This window comes from Telluria sp. LT2P34, from assembly GCF_059685915.1.
On sequence record NZ_JCASIN010000005.1, the window covers coordinates 192448 to 209776 of the forward strand.

General features: G+C 62.4%; 18 protein-coding genes. 11 read left to right on the forward strand and 7 right to left on the reverse strand.

Annotation, left to right across the window (positions count from 1 at the left end):
* Positions 1-614 precede the first annotated feature (614 nt).
* From AC56KZ_RS15265 to lpxC, 4 genes are all read left to right on the forward strand, one after another.
* Positions 615-938 carry a hypothetical protein gene (locus AC56KZ_RS15265; protein WP_497163027.1) on the forward strand — a complete coding sequence of 108 codons (324 nt, stop codon included), beginning with the start codon at positions 615-617 and terminating at the stop codon, positions 936-938.
* Between the two features lie 340 nt (positions 939-1278).
* Positions 1279-1707 (forward strand): hypothetical protein, encoded by a 429-nt coding sequence (locus tag AC56KZ_RS15270; RefSeq protein ID WP_497163028.1) that lies wholly within the window; start codon positions 1279-1281, stop codon positions 1705-1707.
* A gap of 162 nt (positions 1708-1869) precedes the next feature.
* Entirely contained in the window at positions 1870-2352 is a 483-nt protein-coding gene (locus AC56KZ_RS15275; protein WP_497163029.1) for a hypothetical protein, read from the forward strand.
* 135 nt (positions 2353-2487) lie between these two features.
* The gene (lpxC, locus tag AC56KZ_RS15280; RefSeq protein ID WP_497163030.1) at positions 2488-3423 is read left to right on the forward strand and encodes a UDP-3-O-acyl-N-acetylglucosamine deacetylase; all 936 of its coding nucleotides are present in this window, start codon (positions 2488-2490) and stop codon (positions 3421-3423) included.
* Positions 3424-3432: 9 nt separating this feature from the next.
* Here the strand turns inward: lpxC and AC56KZ_RS15285 are convergent, their stop codons facing one another.
* The gene (locus tag AC56KZ_RS15285; protein ID WP_497163031.1) at positions 3433-3909 is read right to left on the reverse strand and encodes a DciA family protein; all 477 of its coding nucleotides are present in this window, start codon (positions 3907-3909) and stop codon (positions 3433-3435) included.
* Between the two features lie 228 nt (positions 3910-4137).
* Between AC56KZ_RS15285 and secA the strand changes: the two genes are divergently transcribed.
* Complete coding sequence (gene secA / locus AC56KZ_RS15290; RefSeq protein ID WP_497163032.1) at positions 4138-6918, forward strand: preprotein translocase subunit SecA; 2781 nt, start codon at positions 4138-4140, stop codon at positions 6916-6918.
* Positions 6919-6982: 64 nt separating this feature from the next.
* On the opposite strand, the gene AC56KZ_RS15295 is transcribed toward secA, so the two are convergent.
* Both AC56KZ_RS15295 and AC56KZ_RS15300 read right to left on the reverse strand, forming a co-directional pair.
* On the reverse strand, positions 6983-7996 hold the full coding sequence (locus AC56KZ_RS15295; protein WP_497163033.1) for a peptidoglycan recognition protein family protein: 1014 nt from the start codon (positions 7994-7996) through the stop codon (positions 6983-6985).
* A 13-nt stretch (positions 7997-8009) separates the two neighbouring features.
* The gene (locus AC56KZ_RS15300; RefSeq protein WP_497163034.1) at positions 8010-8756 is read right to left on the reverse strand and encodes a hypothetical protein; all 747 of its coding nucleotides are present in this window, start codon (positions 8754-8756) and stop codon (positions 8010-8012) included.
* Positions 8757-9013: 257 nt separating this feature from the next.
* Here AC56KZ_RS15300 and argJ point away from each other — a divergent pair, with 257 nt between their 5' ends.
* The 4 genes from argJ (at position 9014) to AC56KZ_RS15320 (ending at position 13113) form a co-directional block, all read left to right on the forward strand.
* Positions 9014-10252 carry a bifunctional glutamate N-acetyltransferase/amino-acid acetyltransferase ArgJ gene (gene argJ, locus AC56KZ_RS15305; protein WP_497163035.1) on the forward strand — a complete coding sequence of 413 codons (1239 nt, stop codon included), beginning with the start codon at positions 9014-9016 and terminating at the stop codon, positions 10250-10252.
* A gap of 12 nt (positions 10253-10264) precedes the next feature.
* Complete coding sequence (locus tag AC56KZ_RS15310; protein WP_497163036.1) at positions 10265-11158, forward strand: ATP-binding protein; 894 nt, start codon at positions 10265-10267, stop codon at positions 11156-11158.
* A 210-nt stretch (positions 11159-11368) separates the two neighbouring features.
* Positions 11369-11779, forward strand: coding sequence for an NUDIX domain-containing protein (locus AC56KZ_RS15315; protein ID WP_497163037.1), 411 nt, complete (start codon positions 11369-11371; stop codon positions 11777-11779).
* A 32-nt stretch (positions 11780-11811) separates the two neighbouring features.
* Entirely contained in the window at positions 11812-13113 is a 1302-nt protein-coding gene (locus AC56KZ_RS15320; protein ID WP_497163038.1) for a D-amino acid dehydrogenase, read from the forward strand.
* A gap of 65 nt (positions 13114-13178) precedes the next feature.
* Here the strand turns inward: AC56KZ_RS15320 and AC56KZ_RS15325 are convergent, their stop codons facing one another.
* The 4 genes from AC56KZ_RS15325 to AC56KZ_RS15340 form a co-directional block, all read right to left on the reverse strand.
* A complete protein-coding gene (locus tag AC56KZ_RS15325; protein ID WP_497163039.1) occupies positions 13179-13370 on the reverse strand; it encodes a DNA gyrase inhibitor YacG in 192 nt (63 codons plus the stop codon).
* A 15-nt stretch (positions 13371-13385) separates the two neighbouring features.
* On the reverse strand, positions 13386-14141 hold the full coding sequence (gene zapD, locus AC56KZ_RS15330) for a cell division protein ZapD (protein WP_497163040.1): 756 nt from the start codon (positions 14139-14141) through the stop codon (positions 13386-13388).
* A 64-nt stretch (positions 14142-14205) separates the two neighbouring features.
* Entirely contained in the window at positions 14206-14847 is a 642-nt protein-coding gene (gene coaE / locus AC56KZ_RS15335) for a dephospho-CoA kinase (RefSeq protein ID WP_497163041.1), read from the reverse strand.
* Between the two features lie 4 nt (positions 14848-14851).
* Positions 14852-15715 carry a prepilin peptidase gene (locus tag AC56KZ_RS15340; RefSeq protein ID WP_497163042.1) on the reverse strand — a complete coding sequence of 288 codons (864 nt, stop codon included), beginning with the start codon at positions 15713-15715 and terminating at the stop codon, positions 14852-14854.
* A gap of 229 nt (positions 15716-15944) precedes the next feature.
* On the opposite strand from AC56KZ_RS15340, the gene AC56KZ_RS15345 reads away from it, so the two are divergent.
* Positions 15945-16619 carry a hypothetical protein gene (locus AC56KZ_RS15345; protein ID WP_497163043.1) on the forward strand — a complete coding sequence of 225 codons (675 nt, stop codon included), beginning with the start codon at positions 15945-15947 and terminating at the stop codon, positions 16617-16619.
* Positions 16612-17301 carry an RES family NAD+ phosphorylase gene (locus tag AC56KZ_RS15350; protein ID WP_497163044.1) on the forward strand — a complete coding sequence of 230 codons (690 nt, stop codon included), beginning with the start codon at positions 16612-16614 and terminating at the stop codon, positions 17299-17301. The genes AC56KZ_RS15345 and AC56KZ_RS15350 overlap by 8 nt, the downstream gene beginning before the upstream one ends.
* The last annotated feature ends 28 nt before the right edge of the window (positions 17302-17329 follow it).

A 17329-nucleotide genomic window follows, 5' to 3' on the forward strand; every position in this document is an offset into this window, starting at 1 on the left:
CTTGCCATGTGTAACCAGCTGCAATCACTAGTCCAGTAGCTACCGAAAAAAGAACAACACCGTAGACGACGCGGAGTAGCGAAAATGACTGTGTGGCAGTTTTCTGCTCCACGAAACGCGTGGCTTTGTTGTTTGAGACAAGCTCACCTAGGAACTCGAAAGCCAGCTGAAGCGGGATAGCAAGTAGGAAGGCCCATAGCAATGCGCTTTGTGTGGATAGGATATTGAGGTAGAAAAAGATGGCCTGCATCAGTACTAGAAAGACTGACATTCCAATATAGATGCCTACAAATTTTATTGTGGTACGCATGAACTGATAGTACAGAATTTTGACTGCTTTGGGGCGGGAGCGGACGTCGAGTCCGGCCTAAGCGAGATCTCTAAACTTTCCCAACTGGCAATAAGTCCGGTAGACTTAGCGCCTAAAGAGGGTCTACTACCGGCCAAACGCGGACCTTCGGCTTGCCAGTCCGCATGTCGTAGCCGTACCTATCCACAGTATCCGCCATGGCCAAACAGTGTGAAAAATGTAGGAAGCCAACACTACCGATTCTTGGGGTTGTGTTCGCTAGCGTCCTTCATAGCCCCTTGAAATGCAGAGCGTGCGGCGAATTATGGGTCGTCATCCCTTCCAGAGCATGGAGGAATACCGCAATGGTTTGGGGCGCGATAAGTGGGTCTGTCATGCCCTATGCGGCGATACTGCTGTGGAGTTGGCTGCCGATAATGATGTCTTCGGCGCTCCTGTGCTTCCTTACCTACAAGGCAGCAGAAGCTGGGACGATCAAAAGACGTTTTTGCCTCAGCTGAGCTGGCAGTGCGCGGTCTGCACGATGCTCGGCAGCTGTAAGGTCCGCTACCGGCCAGAAGCGGTCGTTAGTGCAACTGAGGTTGTCGACAGGTCTGCAAGAAATAGCGAGGAAATATGGATCATCTGACGGCGCAAAAGCTTATGGCAGTTTACAAACGCATAGGCGATGCCATCAACGAAGCAGACAACATCATTCACACACTGCCTAAAGACGAGAGGACTGAGCACTTACGTGGCCTAGGCGACATGATGGGCCACCTATGGTGCAAGCTTCAGTTACCAGTTGTTCGCGAACATAGTGATCTAGATCCAGACGGCGATCGTTTCCAGAAGAGGCCAACTCAAGGGCAATAGGATATGGCTGCTTAGGGTCGGAAGCAGACGCTACAATGGGTCTGCTACCGGCCAAGAGCGGACATCACTGCACGAAAATCATAGAGTTGGACTGTGATTTCGATGGAAAATAAATGTTCGAATTTATACTGCTCTTTTTCCTCAGCAGGACTGACATCAATGAAAAACCGATGCATCTAGGCGTCGGAGAACATCAATTTCGCCTGAAGGAACCTGTGTGGGTTTTGAACTCTAGAGCTCACCTCGATATTGAAGTCTCGACTATGCTCAAGAAGTTGGGTCATAGACGTGGAACTTTGCCCTCGAAGTTGGTCAATAAGCGCTTTCCAACAAAATGCTTCAAGGCGGTTTTGCATGGGCCAGGCGGCGTTTCTGCTCGACTGGAATTCAGCGGCAGTCACGCATACAACGGCAATGAAGTTTTCTTGCGGGTCGGCGAGCCAGGTTCGCTCAGTAGATGGGAAAAGTTCGATTTGATTAAGTTGTCTAGTTGCACCCCACTCGACAGTGTTACTTTGCGTTGGACAAACGCTGAACCGTAACCGATCACCAATGGTTAAGATGTCCGCTTCGGGTCGGGAGCGGACACCATCGAAGGTCTGCAACGGCCAAGAGCGGTTGTTTAGTCGGGGATAACCCTATGGTGCATAGCCAACGGGAGTTCACACCATGCGATACTGAAAAGTCATCCGGAGCGCTCCAACTTGCCAGAAATCTCGTTCGAAAAGATCGACAGCTCCAAGAGTGGGGGGCAGGACGCCGCATACATCATGAGCGTTCTGCTCCTGATCGTTGGCGCATGGACACTTTTTACAGCCACGGGAACAGGTACATTCGTCGGAGGGGTGGCGTTGATCGTGGTGGCGGTTCTAGGCTATGTTCGGCTCTTAAAAAAGACACCAAAGCTGCACTACTTCCGTTACTTCTGGCTGGATCAAGACGGTGTCCACCACATCGAAGGCAGCAGCCCGACTGACCGGGTTGCGCATTTCACTTTGAATGAAATTCAAAGCGCTGAGGCGTCGGCGTCAGGGGACGACTTCAGGGGACTAGTGCTCACCTTGAAGCGTCGGGGGTGGCAAGGGGTGCCAGTTCTCCTAACAATGGATGATGCCGAAGAGGCAGCGGCCGCCATACGAGAAGCCATAGACTGTGGGCATCGTCGTCGAGGAAACGTGCATAGTTGAGTAGCATCTGCTTCGGGTCGTTAGCAGACGTGCACAAAGTACTTTCGAACACCGTGTTCCAACAGCGCCTGCAGTATTGCCCAGCTGCGCAGACCAGCCCCGGCAGCGATTCGGCAGCACCTATATAATCTTCCCATGCTCAAACAACGAACCATCAAAGAACTGGTGCGCACGACCGGCGTGGGGATGCACTCGGGCCGCAAGGTCGAACTGACGCTGCGCCCGGCGGCCGTCGATACCGGCATCGTGTTTCGCCGTGTCGACCTCGACCCGGTCGTCGAATTCCCGTCGAGCGCCGAGGTGGTGGGCGATACCCGCATGGCCTCGGTGCTGGTCAGTGGCGGCGCGCGTGTGTCCACGGTCGAACACCTGATGTCGGCCTGCGCCGGCCTCGGTATCGACAACCTGTACATTGAAGTCACGGCCGAGGAAATCCCGATCATGGACGGCTCGGCGGCCTCCTTTGTGTTCCTGCTGCAGCAGGCCGGGGTCCAGGACCAGGCGGCGCCGAAGAAATTTATTCGGGTGCTGAAAGAAGTGGAAGTGCGCCAGGGCACGGGCAGTAACGAGAAGTGGGCGCGTTTGAAACCCCACGATGGCTTCAAGCTCGATTTCTTCATCGAATTCAACCACCCGGCGGTGGACGGCACGACCCAGAACGCCTCGGTCGATTTCGCCCATGTCTCGTATGTGCACGACGTGGCGCGGGCGCGCACCTTTGGCTTCATGCAGGACGTCGAAAGCCTGCGCGGCATGGGGCTGGCGCGCGGCGGCTCGCTGGAAAACGCGATCGTGATGGACGAGTACCGCATCCTGAATGCGGACGGTCTGCGCTACGACGATGAATTTGTGCGCCACAAGATCCTCGATGCGATCGGCGACCTGTATCTGGTGGGGCATCCGCTGCTTGCCGCTTACGAGGCGCACAAGTCGGGGCATGCGCTCAACAATGAGCTGCTGCGTGCTTTGCTGGCGCAGCCGGATGCTTATGAGATCGTTTCGTTTGATGGGATCGAAGGGGCGCCGGCGTCTTACCTGAAGCAGATGAAGCAGGAGTGGGCGCAGATGTAATGGGGCGGGTTACCCGGCCCGGCGCTTTGCGGCCAGTCTCTTGATCGCGGCCACCAGGGCGGCATTCTGCGGGGTGTCCGGCAGGCTGTCACCGAGTTCTTCAAAGGCATTCACGGCCGTCGGCGGCAATTCCAGGTTGCGCATTTCGACCCGGTCCGGCATGGCGCGCGTGACCTGCACCTTCAGGCGCATCGACGTGACTTGCCAGCCGCGCGCCTGCAGGGTGGACTGCAGCTTCGGCAGGCCCTGCTTGAGCCTGGCGGCGACCGCCGAGCTGGGGACGGCCAGCACCAAAGCGCCGTCCTGGAAGGACAGCACGTCGCAGTTGCCGGCCACCGCGGGCAGCGCCAGGCCGACGTCGCGCTGCAGGTCGGCCATGCGCATCGCGGTCGGCAGCAGGCTCGCCATGCGCTCGTTCGAGCGCAGGAAACTCGTTGCTTCGAACGAAGTAGGGCGGTTGCGGGTGCCGTAGATATGCATCGGCATAACATACCACAGGCGTCCCCCGGCACGCCAATTGTGGCCCTATCCTGTGGCTTCGATGCAATTTGATAACATTCTTTAGTGCACGATACTTGTTATCGGGCGTGTCAGCCCCAAGTGTGGCCCTATCGCATGATAAAATCACTCGCTTTTTGCCACCGTCGGTCTTGGTTAGGTATCGTTTGATATCATTCCTGGCTCTTTTTGCGGCGTCTTTTTAAGAAACCTAGCATGTCATTACTGACCCAGATTTTCGGTAGCCGCAACCAGCGGCTGCTCAAGCAATACCAAAAAACCGTGCGCCAGATCAGCGCGCTCGAGCCGCAGATGGAAGCGCTGTCCGACGCTGAGCTCCAGGCAAAAACGCCAGAATTCAAGGATCGCGTCGCCAAGGGTGAATCGCTCGACGATATCCTGCCGGAAGCCTTCGCAGTCTGCCGCGAGGCCGCCAAGCGCGTCCTCAAGATGCGCCACTTCGATGTGCAAATGATCGGCGGCATTGTCCTGCACCAGGGCAAGATCGGCGAGATGGGCACGGGCGAGGGCAAGACCCTGATGGCAACCCTGCCGGTCTACCTGAATGCGCTGTCCGGCAAGGGCGTGCACGTCATTACCGTCAACGATTACCTGGCGCAGCGCGACGCCGATTCGATGGGCAAGCTGTACGGCTGGCTGGGCCTGACGACGGGCGTGAACCTGTCGCAGATGGACCATGACACCAAGCAGACCGCCTACGGTTCGGACATCACCTACGGCACGAATAACGAGTTCGGCTTCGACTACCTGCGCGACAACATGGTCTACGAAGCACGCGAGCGCGTGCAGCGCGGCCTGAACTTTGCCGTGGTCGACGAGGTCGACTCGATCCTGATCGATGAAGCACGGACGCCGCTGATCATTTCCGGCCAGGCCGAGAACCATACCGACCTGTACCACCGCTTGAACGAACTGCCGCCGATGCTGGTGCAGCAGATTGGCGAGGAGACGTCGGACGGCAAGGGCGTCGTCGAAGTCCCGGGCGACTACATCAAGGACGAGAAAGCGCACACCGTGCTGCTGACCGAGGCCGGCCACGAGAACGCCGAAGCCATTCTGACCAAGATGGGCCTGCTGCCGGAAGGCGCCTCGCTCTACGACGCCGCCAACATCACGCTGATCCACCACCTGTATGCGGCGCTGCGCGCCCACGTCCTGTACCACAAGGACCAGCACTACGTGGTGCAGAACAATGAAGTCGTGATCGTCGACGAATTCACCGGCCGTCTGATGACGGGCCGGCGCTGGTCCGATGGCCTGCACCAGGCCGTCGAAGCCAAGGAAGGCGTGCGCATCCAGAACGAGAACCAGACCCTGGCCTCGATCACCTTCCAGAACTACTTCCGCATGTACACCAAGCTGTCCGGCATGACCGGTACCGCCGATACGGAAGCCTACGAATTCCAGGAAATCTACGGCCTCGAAACCGTCGTTATCCCGCCGAACCGTCCTTCCCAGCGCAAGGATCGCCAGGACCAGGTCTACAAGTCGGCGCAGGAAAAGTACAACGCGATGCTGGTCGACATCCAGGATTGCTACGAGCGCGGCCAGCCGGTGCTCGTCGGTACCACCTCGATCGAAAATTCGGAACTGCTGTCCGGTATCCTGACCAAGGCCGGCCTGCCGCACAACGTCCTGAACGCCAAGCAGCACGCCCGTGAGGCGGAAATCATCGCCCAGGCGGGCCGCCCGAAGATGATCACGATCGCCACCAACATGGCCGGCCGCGGTACCGACATCGTCCTCGGCGGTAACGTCGAGAAGCAGATCCAGATCATCGAAGCCAATAACGAGCTGTCGGAAGCGGACAAGGCGGCGCAGTCGGCCAAGCTGCATGATGAATGGCAGTCGCTGCACGACCACGTGGTGAACGCCGGCGGCCTGCACATCGTCGGCACCGAGCGCCACGAATCGCGCCGCGTCGACAACCAGCTGCGCGGCCGTTCCGGCCGCCAGGGCGACCCGGGTTCCTCACGCTTCTACCTCTGCCTCGACGATGCGCTGCTGCGCATCTTCGCCGGCGACCGGGTGCGCGCCATCATGGAACGCCTGAAAATGCCGGAAGGCGAGCCGATCGAGGCGGGCATCGTCAGCCGTTCGATCGAGACCGCCCAGCGCAAGGTCGAGGCGCGCAACTTCGACGTGCGCAAGCAGCTGCTCGAATACGACGACGTCGCCAACGACCAGCGCAAGGTGATCTATGGCCAGCGTAACGAACTGCTGGAAGCGGCCGACATTTCGGAACTGATCGCTTCGCTGCGCGCCGGCGTCTACACCGACGTCGTGCGCACCCACGTGCCGGCCGAATCGGTCGAGGAGCAGTGGGACATCAAGGCGCTGCAGTCGGCCCTGGCGACCGAATGGGCGATCGACGTGCCGCTCGAGCAGATGCTGGTCGACGAGCCGAACCTGAACGACGACGACATCCTGGAAAAGGTGCTGGCCGCGGCCGACGCTTCGTACAACGCCAAGATCGAGATCGTCGGCAAGGATTCCTTCGGCGGCTTCGAGCGCAATGTCATGCTGCAGAGCGTCGACACCCACTGGCGCGAACACTTGGCCGCGCTGGATCACCTGCGTCAGGGTATCCACCTGCGCGGCTATGCGCAGAAGAACCCGAAGCAGGAATACAAGCGCGAAGCTTTCGAACTGTTCGGCAGCATGCTGGACCAGATCAAGAACGAAGTGATCCGCACCGTGATGACGGTCCGCATCCAGTCGCGCGAGGAAGTCGAGGCGGCGGAAGCGGCCATGGCGGCCCAGCACACGCAGCTGGAAAACATCAACTACCAGCACTCCGACTTCAACCCGTCCGCTGCGCCCGAAGAACTGCTGGCGCCGATCACGAATCCGTCGTCGGAATCGGTCTCTGCGGAAGACCACAGCACCTACCTGGGTGTCAAAGTCGGCCGCAATGACCCATGCCCTTGCGGCAGCGGCAAGAAGTTCAAGCAGTGCCACGGCAAGCTGGCGTAAGCCGGTCGTCGTAAAGCAGAAAGGCGTCCCGCGGGACGCCTTTTTTACGTTCAGCGATCAACCATCACCAGGCCATCTTGCTCCAGGTATTGTCGCCCACGATGCCATCCACGCCCAGGCCCTTCGAGGACTGGAAGCTGCGCACGGCGCTGTTGGTGCCGGCGCCGAAGATACCGTCGACGGTCAAGCCATAACCGCTTTCGTTCAGCTGGCTCTGCACGGCGCGCACTTTGGCGCCCGATTCGCCCTGCTGGGTGACGATGGTCAGCGCCGGCCAGGTCGCGTTGCCGACGACGCCATCGGCGCCCAGGCCGCGCGAGCCCTGGAAGTTCTTCACCGCGTTCTGGGTGGCGGTGTCGAAGCTGCCGTTGACGGTGAGCGTATAGCCCCACTGTTGCAGCAGGTACTGGATGGTGCGCACGCGTTCGCCCGTGTTGCCGTACTGGACCAGGGGCCAGGTGAGGGAGGCATCGCTGCCGCCGCCGCCGGCGGTGCCGCCTGCGACCAGGGTTTTATAGCGCGGCCAGTCCCAGCCCGAACCCGGGTCGGTATGGCTCTGGCTGGCGAAGTTGACGTGGCCCTTGACGTTGTACAGCGAATCGGACGGCACCGCGTTCCAGCCGCTGCTGCCGTCATACACTTTTTGCGACAGGCCGCGCGAGGCGAGGATGTCGCGCGTCAGCGCCGCAGAGGCGTTGTACATGGCGCTGGTGTACCAGGTGGATGGCGCGTTGACGTAACCCTCGTGCTCGATGCCGACCGTGTAGCCGTTCGAATTGCCGACGTGCCAGGCCTTGTCGGCCTCGCGCACCATCTGCGTCACTTGCCCGTCGGACGAGCGGATCACGTAGTGGGCGCTGACGCCCGCCTGGCAGTTCTGGAACCAGGAGATCGAGCCGGCGTAGGAGCCTTGCGTGGTGTGCACCGTCACGTGGCTGACCGCCACCGTACGTGCCGACTGGTTGCAGCTGGCGGCCGGATTCCAGATCGCCGGCGGATAGTCGGTCGAGGCGCTGACGGGGAGGGCGAGGGTCGCCAATGCCAGGCTTGCGGCCAGGCCTTTCATGCTGTTTTTCATGGATCAGTCTCCGTTATTTGTTCTTGGCAGAGGCATCGACGAAGTCGGGCGCCGAGATCTTCGGATCGGGCACGCCGGTTTCGACCGTGATGCGGCGCGCGGACAGCTTCCTGAGCTTGTCCTTGCCATAGACTTTTTCCATCTCCACGTGGCGCTGGTTTATCTTGTAGCCGCTGTCCTCGCGGCCCTGGCGGATCGCGGTCAGGATTTCATACGTGTAGATCTGGGCGACTTCGGGCTGCGGGATGCCGGAATAGCGGGCCACGGCGCCTTCCCATTGCTCGAGCGGGAAGGCGCGGGTCTTGCGCGCGCCGTACTGGGAGAGCAGGGCGGCGGCGGCGCGGATGTTGCTGCGTACGTCAGTCATGACGAGGGCGGGCGAGACGCGGATCAGCGCCGCGCCCTGCGTCAGCGAGGTGCCGAAATAGGTGTCGTTGCGCAGGCCCATGATGCCGTAGCTGGGCGGCATGCCGTGGTGCGGGTCTGGATCGATTTCAATCTGGGGCTCGCCGTTCTTTTTCAGCTGGCCTTTCGGCACGTGCGAGATCCAGCGCGTTTCGGCATAGGCGATCGACTCCAGCAGCTCGACCGGCACGTCGAACTCTTTCGATGCTTCCTGGAAGTATTGCTTGTAGAGCTTGGCAGAGGCCGTCAGCTGGCGCGGCTGGCCATCGGCAAACGCGGCTGGTGCGGCTGCGAGGCCTGCACACAGCACCGCACACAGCACAGCAGGCACGCGCGCTTTCATGGTGAACTTCATTTTCCGTCTCCTGATTTTTTGCTTTAGTTATGTACGCCCGTGGCAGCCACGGGCACCGCCCGATTAAGTTGCACCAGGCAAATCGAGTATAGGCACGTTTCTTCCTCGCACAATTGCTGTGGTGTATTTTTAACACTGGCTGCCTGGAAGTTGACAGTTCATTCATTCTGGTGTTCAAGAAAGCGTTCCCTGCGCCGCGCCTGGGCTGTCGTCTGCGCAGTACAATAACGAATTCGACAATCTTTCCAGAGACCACCATGGCCGTGAATTCCCCCCTGCCCGTCGCCGCCGACCTGAAACCGGTTGCCGGTATCGAGATCGGTTTTGCCCAAGCCGGCATCAAGAAGCCCAACCGCAAGGATGTGCTGGTGATGCGCCTTGCCGATGGCGCGACCGTCGCCGGCGTGTTCACCCTGAACCGTTTTTGCGCCGCCCCGGTGCAGGTCAGCAAGGCCAACCTGGCGGCAGTGACGCAGGGTGGGGCGCCGATCCGTGCGCTGGTGGTCAATACCGGCAACGCCAACGCCGGTACCGGCGAGACTGGCCTGGCCAACGCCCGGGCCACCTGCGCCGAAGTGGCGCGCCTGCTCGGCTGCGAGCCGGGCCAGGTGCTGCCGTTTTCGACCGGCGTGATCCTCGAACAGCTGCCGCTCGAAAAAATCGTCGCCGGCCTGCCGCAGGCGGTCGCCAACCTGACGCCGGACAACTGGTTCAATGCGGCCGAAGCCATCATGACCACCGACACCCAGCCCAAGGCGGCGTCGGTGACGACCACCATCGGCGGCCACACGGTCACCATGACCGGCATCAGCAAGGGCGCCGGCATGATCAAGCCGAACATGGCGACCATGCTCGGTTACCTGGCGTTCGACGCCAAAGTGGCGCAGCCGGTGCTGGACGAACTCGTAAAGTATGCCGCCGACCGCTCGTTCAACAGCATCACCATCGACGGCGACACTTCGACCAACGATTCCTTCATGCTGATCGCCACCGGCGCCGGCAGCCTCGAGATCACGCAAGCTTCGGGTCCCGACTACGAAGCGCTGCGCGATGCGGTAACAAGCATTTCGCGCAACCTGGCGCAGCAGATCATCCGCGACGGCGAAGGCGCCACCAAGTTCATCACCATCACGGTGGAAGAGGGCCGCACCCTGGAAGAGTGCCGCAAGATCGCCTATGCAATCGCGCACTCGCCACTGGTGAAGACCGCCTTCTTCGCGTCGGATCCGAACCTGGGCCGCATCCTGGCCGCCGTCGGTTATGCCGGCGTCGACGACCTCGACGTCACCAAACTCGATCTGTACCTGGACGAGGTGCTGGTCGCGCAGGCGGGCGGGCGCAATCCGGCCTACCAGGAAGCGGACGGCCAGCGCGTCATGAAGCAGTCCGAGATCCTGGTGCGGGTGACGCTCGGTCGCGGCGAGGCCAGCGCCACGGTGTGGACCTGCGACCTGTCGCACGACTACGTCACCATCAACGCCGACTACCGCTCGTAAGGGTTTGCGCCCATGACGCCGCTCGAGCAGTTCCTGCAACGCGCCGAGGGCCTGCTGACGCGGCTGGAGGCGGTGCTGCCGCCGGCCGTGCCACGCGAGCCGGACTGGAAGCGCGCAGCGGCCTTCCGCTGGCGCCGCCGCGCATCCGGCGGCGGCAGCTGGCTGCAGCCGGTGCTGCATGCCTCGAACATCCGCTTCGAGGACCTGCAGCACGTCGAGGCGCAAAAAATGGCGATCGAGCAGAACACGCGCCAGTTCATCGCACGCCGTCCCGCCAACAACGTGCTGCTGACGGGTGCGCGCGGCACCGGCAAGTCTTCCCTCATCAAGGCCTGCCTGAATGGCTTTGCCGACCAGGGACTGCGCCTGATCGAAGTCGACAAGGCGGATCTGGCCGACCTGCCCGACATCGTCGACCTGGTGGCGTCGCGCCCGGAGCGCTTCGTCATTTTTTGCGACGACCTCTCCTTCGAAGAGGGCGAGGCCGGCTACAAGGCGCTCAAGGTGGCGCTCGACGGCAGCATCGCCACTCCCTCGGACAATGTGCTGATCTACGCGACGTCGAACCGGCGCCACCTGATGCCGGAAAAGATGGCGGACAACGCCGGCTTTTCGCACAGCGACGAAGGGGAGCTGCATCCTGGCGAAGCGGTGGAAGAAAAGATTTCGCTGTCCGAGCGCTTTGGCGTGTGGCTGTCGTTTTATCCGTTTCGCCAGGACGACTATTTGGCCATCGTGGCGCACTGGCTGGGCAGCTTCGGCTGCACGCCGCAGCAGATCGAAGCGGCGCGGCCGCTGGCGCTGCAATGGGCGCTCGGACGCGGCTCGCGTTCCGGGCGCGTTGCGTGGCAGTTTGCGAAGGATTACGCAGGCAAACTGGCTGCCGACGGTTCGCCGGCTGGTTGAACGCGTGGGCGGGATACCCGCCCACCCTACGTCCCGGGGAATACCGCTAACGTTTGCAGCAGGCCGTAGGGTGGGCGGCTTCGCCGCGCACGCGTTCAACCAGCCGACGCATCGCGCCGCCATCACAATTCCGCATCACCCGACACAACAGCACCCATGCCTTGCGCATCAGCCTGGCGTACAATATCGGATTTTCCGGACGGACCAGCCATGCAGGAAGCGAAGGCCCAGCCGATCGATGTGGCGGTCGGCATCTTGATGCGCCCGAACGGCGACGTGCTGCTTGGCCAGCGGCCGGCGGGCAAGCCCTATGCGGGCTACTGGGAATTCCCCGGCGGTAAAGTCGAACAGGGCGAGGACATTTTCAAAGCCCTGCAGCGCGAATTCGTCGAGGAGCTGGGCGTCGAGATCGTCAGCGCCACGCCGTGGTGCGGGGTCGAGCACGTCTACGAGCACGCCCATGTGCGGCTCCATTTTTACATCAGCCGCGACTGGCGCGGCGAACCGCAAAGCCTGGAAGGCCAGGCCTTTGCGTGGCAAGGGACAGTCGGCGTCACCCCGCTGCTGCCCGCCACCATCCCCTTGCTCGAGTGGCTCGATCAGCTGCGCTTTGCAAGGTAAGAAGCAGTCAATCAATCTGTTGAAGGATCCCTGTGAAAATCATCGTCCTGGGTAGTGGTGTCATCGGCACCACCACCGCGTATTACCTGGCCCAGGCCGGGCATGACGTGACCGTCATCGACCGCCAGCCGGCCGCCGGCATGGAAACGAGCTACGGCAACGCCGGCGAAATCTCGCCCGGCTATGCATCGCCATGGGCCGGCCCCGGCGTGCCCGCCAAGGCCTTCAAGTGGCTCATGATGCAGCACAGCCCGCTCGTGGTGCGCCCCAAGTTCGACCCCGTCCAATGGCGCTGGATGCTGCAGATGCTGGCCAACTGCAACCACAAGAGCTATGCCATCAACAAGGGCCGCATGGTGCGCCTGGCCGAGTACAGCCGCGACGTGATGGTGCAGCTGCGCGCCGACACCGGCATCGCCTACGACGAGCGCACCCAGGGCACACTGCAGCTGTTCCGCACCCAGAAGCAGGTCGACGGCGCCGCCACCGACATCGCCGTGCTGCAGCAGTATGGCGTGCCGTATAAAGTGCTCGATCCGGCCGGCTGCGAAGCTTTCGAGCCGGCCTTGAGTAAAGTGCGCGGCAAGTTTGTCGGCGGTCTGCTGCTGCCGAACGACGAGACCGGCGACTGCTTCAAGTTCACCCAGCGCCTGGCCGAGATGGCCAAGGAACTGGGCGTGAAATTCCGCCACGGCGTCGACATCCGGCGGCTCTCGGTCGAAGGCGACAAGGTGGTCGGCGTGGTGACCTCGCAGGGCGAACTGAAGGCCGATTCCTTCGTGCTGGCGCTGGGCAGCTATTCGCCGCTGATCCTCAAGCAGATCGGTATCCATATCCCGGTCTATCCGGTGAAGGGCTATTCGATCACGGTACCGATCACGGACGCCGCCGGGGCGCCGGAATCGACCATCATGGACGAGACCTACAAGGTGGCGATCACGCGCCTGGGCGACCGCATCCGCGTCGGCGGCACGGCCGAAATCGCGGGCTACGACCTGAGCCTGCACCAGGCGCGCCGCGACACCCTGGAGCACTCGGTGACCGATCTGTTCCCGCAGGGTGGCGACGTATCGAAAGCGGAGTTCTGGTGCGGCCTGCGCCCGATGACGCCGGACGGCACGCCGGTGGTGGGCCCGACCCCTTACCGCAACCTGTTCCTGAACACCGGCCATGGCACGCTGGGCTGGACCATGGCCTGCGGCTCGGGGCGCGTCCTGGCCGACATGGTCTCGGGCCGCCAGCCGGAGATCGGCCTGGAAGGCCTGTTCATGGACCGCTACGGGCGCCGTAACAAGCCGGTGCTGGTGCCGGGCGGGATTACCGTCAACGCGTAATTCGTGGGGTGGGCCGGGCGGCGAACCGCTCTTGAGCCCACCCTACAAACTACGAAGCCGTCATATCAGTGCTTGTCTTCGTCGTCGAGCGGATTGTCCTGCAGCTCGCTCGGCGCGGCGCCGGGGATGGTGTATTTCTCTTCGGCCCAGGCGCCGAGGTCGATCTGTTTGCAGCGCTCCGAGCAGAATGGACGGAACTTGTTTTCAGGCGTCCATTCGACTTTGCGGGCGCAGGTAGGGCAGGCAACAACGGTCATGGCAGGTAGTAAAGCTTAAAAATTACAGAGCGTCAGCTCGAACGGCACTTCTTCTTCCAGCGACTTGGGCTTCAGGTCGCCGCCCTGGGTGGTGAACCGCACCCACAGCATGTACTTGTTGGCGGAAATCTCGGGGATCGCGCCCAGAGACTCGTCGATGGTCAGCCGCAGCATGTGGTAGATCTTCCCCTGCAACATCTGCTGGTAGCTGCCGGAAGTCGCGACCATTTTGGTCGGGCGGCCGGAGTCGCGCAGCAGGCGCAGCACGAGGGAGAGGGCGTCGCACAGCGGCGCGAGCGGGCCGAACCAGCCCATGATGTCGGCGTGGCGCTGCTCGAAGGGGCGCTGCTGCCAGGCGTAATACGAGGGCAGGTCGAATTCGCAGGCGCCGCCGGGAATGATCGTGCGGCCGCGGATGCTCATCAGCCACTCGTTGTCGCGCACGTTCTGGCCGGTCTTGCCCTGGGCGGCAACGAGTGCGCTGCTGACCTGGTCGAGTTCGCCGAGGATGGCGTCGAGGGCTTCGGCCGCCACCGCCGGATTGCTGCGGTAGGCCAGCAGGCTTTGCTTCTGGCGTTCGAGTTCTTGGAGCAGGTCGGATTTCAGGTCGGCGCGGCCGGCCACTTCCAGTATGTCGAAGATCGTCGCGAGCGCGACGTGGTGCTGCATCGGATGATCCTGTTGGACGAAAAATTTGAATTTTTCGTACAGGTCTTCCAGCCGCAACAACGTGCGAATGCGCTCGTTGAAAGGATATTCATAGACGATCAAAGTAACATTCCCCTGGAGGTGGGCTGGCGAGCAACCCCGTGATTCTGAACCATGCGAAGCAAAATTACAAATCCCGCTTGATCGACGCTTTGACGCGCGCGGACTCGGCCAGGTAAAACACGTGCAGGCGTTCGACCTGGGGCTGCAAGGCGTCGATGCCGTCCTCGTTGAGGATCACGTCGTCGGCCGCCGCCAGGCGCTGCGCACGGGTCGCCTGCGCCGCCATGATGGCGCGTACCTGGGGCTCGGGCAGAGCGTTCCTGGCCATGACGCGCGCCACTTGGGTGGCCTCGGAACAGTCGATCGCCAGCACCCGCGTCACGCGATCGGCCCAGCTGCCGGACTCGATCAGGAGCGGCACCACGAAGATGACGTAGGGGCCGGTGGCGATCGCCGCCGCGGCGCTCGTGGCCTCGCGGATGCGCGGATGCAGGATCGCTTCCAGCCTGGTGCGGGCGCCGGGATCGGCGAACACCAGTTCGCGCATCTTCGCGCGGTCCAGTGCACCCTCGGGCGTGACGAAAGCAGGGCCGAACTCGGCCAGGATCGGCGCGATCGCAGCCCCGTGCGGGGCGGTGAGCGCATGGGCGATGGCGTCGGTGTCGACCAGGGTGGCGCCGAGCGCGCCGAACATGTCGGCGACCGTCGTCTTGCCGCAGCCGATGCCGCCGGTCAGTCCCACTGAAAATGCGGGGGCGGCCGTCATGGCGTCAAGCCAGGTAGCCGAGGAACATCGCGCCGATCTGCTCGCCGTAGAGCAGGGCGATCATGCCGGCGGCGGCCAGGTAGGGACCGAAGGGAATCGGCTTGTCGCGCCCGCGCTTGGCGAACACGATCAGGCTGATGCCGACCAGGGCGCCGACCACCGAGGACAGCAGGATAATCGTCGGCAGCATGGTCCAGCCGAGCCAGGCGCCGAGGGCGGCGAGCAGTTTGAAATCGCCATAGCCCATGCCTTCCTTGCCGGTCGCGAGCTTGAACAGCCAGTACACCGCCCACAACACGAGGTAGCCGGCGGCCGCGCCGATGACGGCGTCGCGCAGCGGCACGAAGGTGCCGTCCAGGTTGACCAGCAGGCCGGCCCACAGCAGCGGGAAGGTGAGGTCGTCCGGCAGGAGCTGGGTGTCGACGTCGATGAAGGTCATCGCGATCAGGAGGTAGGCGAACAGCAGGGTCGCCATGCCGGCCACGCCGGAACCGAAGGTCCAGACCAGCAAGGCGGACAGCAGGCCGGTCAGGAGTTCGACGGCAGGGTAGCGTGCCGAGATCGGCGCCTTGCATTTGCGGCACTTGCCGCGCAGCGCCAGCCAGCTGACGACGGGGATGTTTTCCATCGCCCCGATCTGGTGGCCGCAGTGCGGGCAGGCCGACCTCGGCACCATCAGGTTGTAGCGGTCGGTGTGCGGCAATTCCTTGCCGCTTTCGCTGGCAACATAATTGTCGGACTCGCGCTGCATCATCTTCGGGACGCGGTGGATCACCACGTTCAGGAAACTGCCGATGAGCAGGCCAAACAGGCCGGCAACCAGGGCAGGGGCGAGCAATGCCGGGGCGGCGAAGAGAAGAGTTTCCAAAGGCTGGCTTCCGAAAGTAAAGAATGGTTCCGTAGATCAACGTATTTTAGGGGGTTTCTCCCCGTTTGGCGAAGGAAGCTTGCATCGGCAGCCCTGCCAACATGGCAGACGCGCCTTCAAGGGCCGTTGGCGGCATTCTTTCCGTCTCCTTAAGGCGTTCGTGGTGCCAATCGGTTATATGGGTTATGATGAAACAAAGTTAGCCGGCATAATCTCATCAGGAGGGGCCATGTACGCACTGGAACAGGAAGTGCCTGGTATTTCGGCATTGGCAGGCGACCCCGAAGAAGTCAGCAGGGGCTTGCACCAGGTCGACGCCGAACAGGTGGTGGCCGTGGCGCTGGCCCATGCCACGCCGCGCGAAGCGGCTGCGATAGCGCAAACCTTCGCCAGCATCGCCGAGCTCGTGAAAACCCTGGTCGGCAAGCACCACCGCGCATCGCTCGAAGCGATCGTCGGGGCGCTGGTGCCGAAGGTGCCGCCCACGCCGAACGAGCTGAGGGAAGCGACCATGCTGGCGCGCGCGCGCACCGCCGTCATCGACAGCGGCGACTGGATGACGGCGGCCGAAATCGCCACCGCGGCCAATTTCAGCGCCACCAATCCCAGCGCCCAGCCCAACAAGTGGAAACGCGACGGCGCCATTTTCGCCATCCGCCACAACGGCGTCGATTATTTCCCCAGTTACGGACTCGACCCCCAGGCCGGCTACCGGCCGCGCAAGGCGCTGGCGCAAGTGCTGAAAACCTTCGGCGATGCCAAGGACAGCTGGGGCCTGTCCTACTGGTTCATGTCCGCCAACAGTTACCTGGGCGGCAAAACGCCACGCGAGCTGCTCGCGCTCGACCCCGCCCGTGTCATCGCGGCAGCCGCGGACGAATGCGAAGGCGTGCTGCATGCGTAAGCCGCCGGCCGCCAGGCCGCGCAGCATCCGACACCACGACACCGCAAGTTCGCCATCATCCACCCTGCATATTTCCACGACGGCCTGGCCGGCCGGCGCCACCATTCACCGGGTACATGCCGGCTTGTACGGCGCGGTGCAGTTCAATCCTGGCGTGCGCGGCAACGCCCGCTTCAGCCCCATCCGCAACAGCCGGGGCGAGCCGATTCCCACCCTGTACGGCGGCTCCAGCTTTGCCTGCGCGGCGATGGAAAGCGTGTTCCACGACGTGCCTTTCGCGCCAGGTCATAAAACCTTCGACAGGAACAAGCTCGACGGTCAGCTGCATTCCCGTTTCGAAGCGACAAACGGCCTGCTGCTGGCCGACCTCGGCAGCAAGGCCCTGCGCAAGCTCGGGGTGCAGCGCAATGCCCTGATCGACACCGAAAAAGACCAGTATCCGGTCAGCCGGCTGTGGGCCGAAGCGATCCACGCCCAGTGCCCGCAGGTGCAGGGGCTGTGCTGGACCTCGCGCCAGGACGACAGCGCGCGCTCGCTCGTGCTGTTCGGCGACCGGGTCGACGGCGAGGCCCTGCGCGAGGTGGCAGGCTCGCGCAGCCTGGTGGGCGATGCGAGCGCGTATGGCGAACTGCTGGCGCTGGCCGAGCTGATCGGGGTAGATATCGTCCCTGGCCGCAGTTGAGGCGCCGGCGCGGTTAAAATCCGCCTCA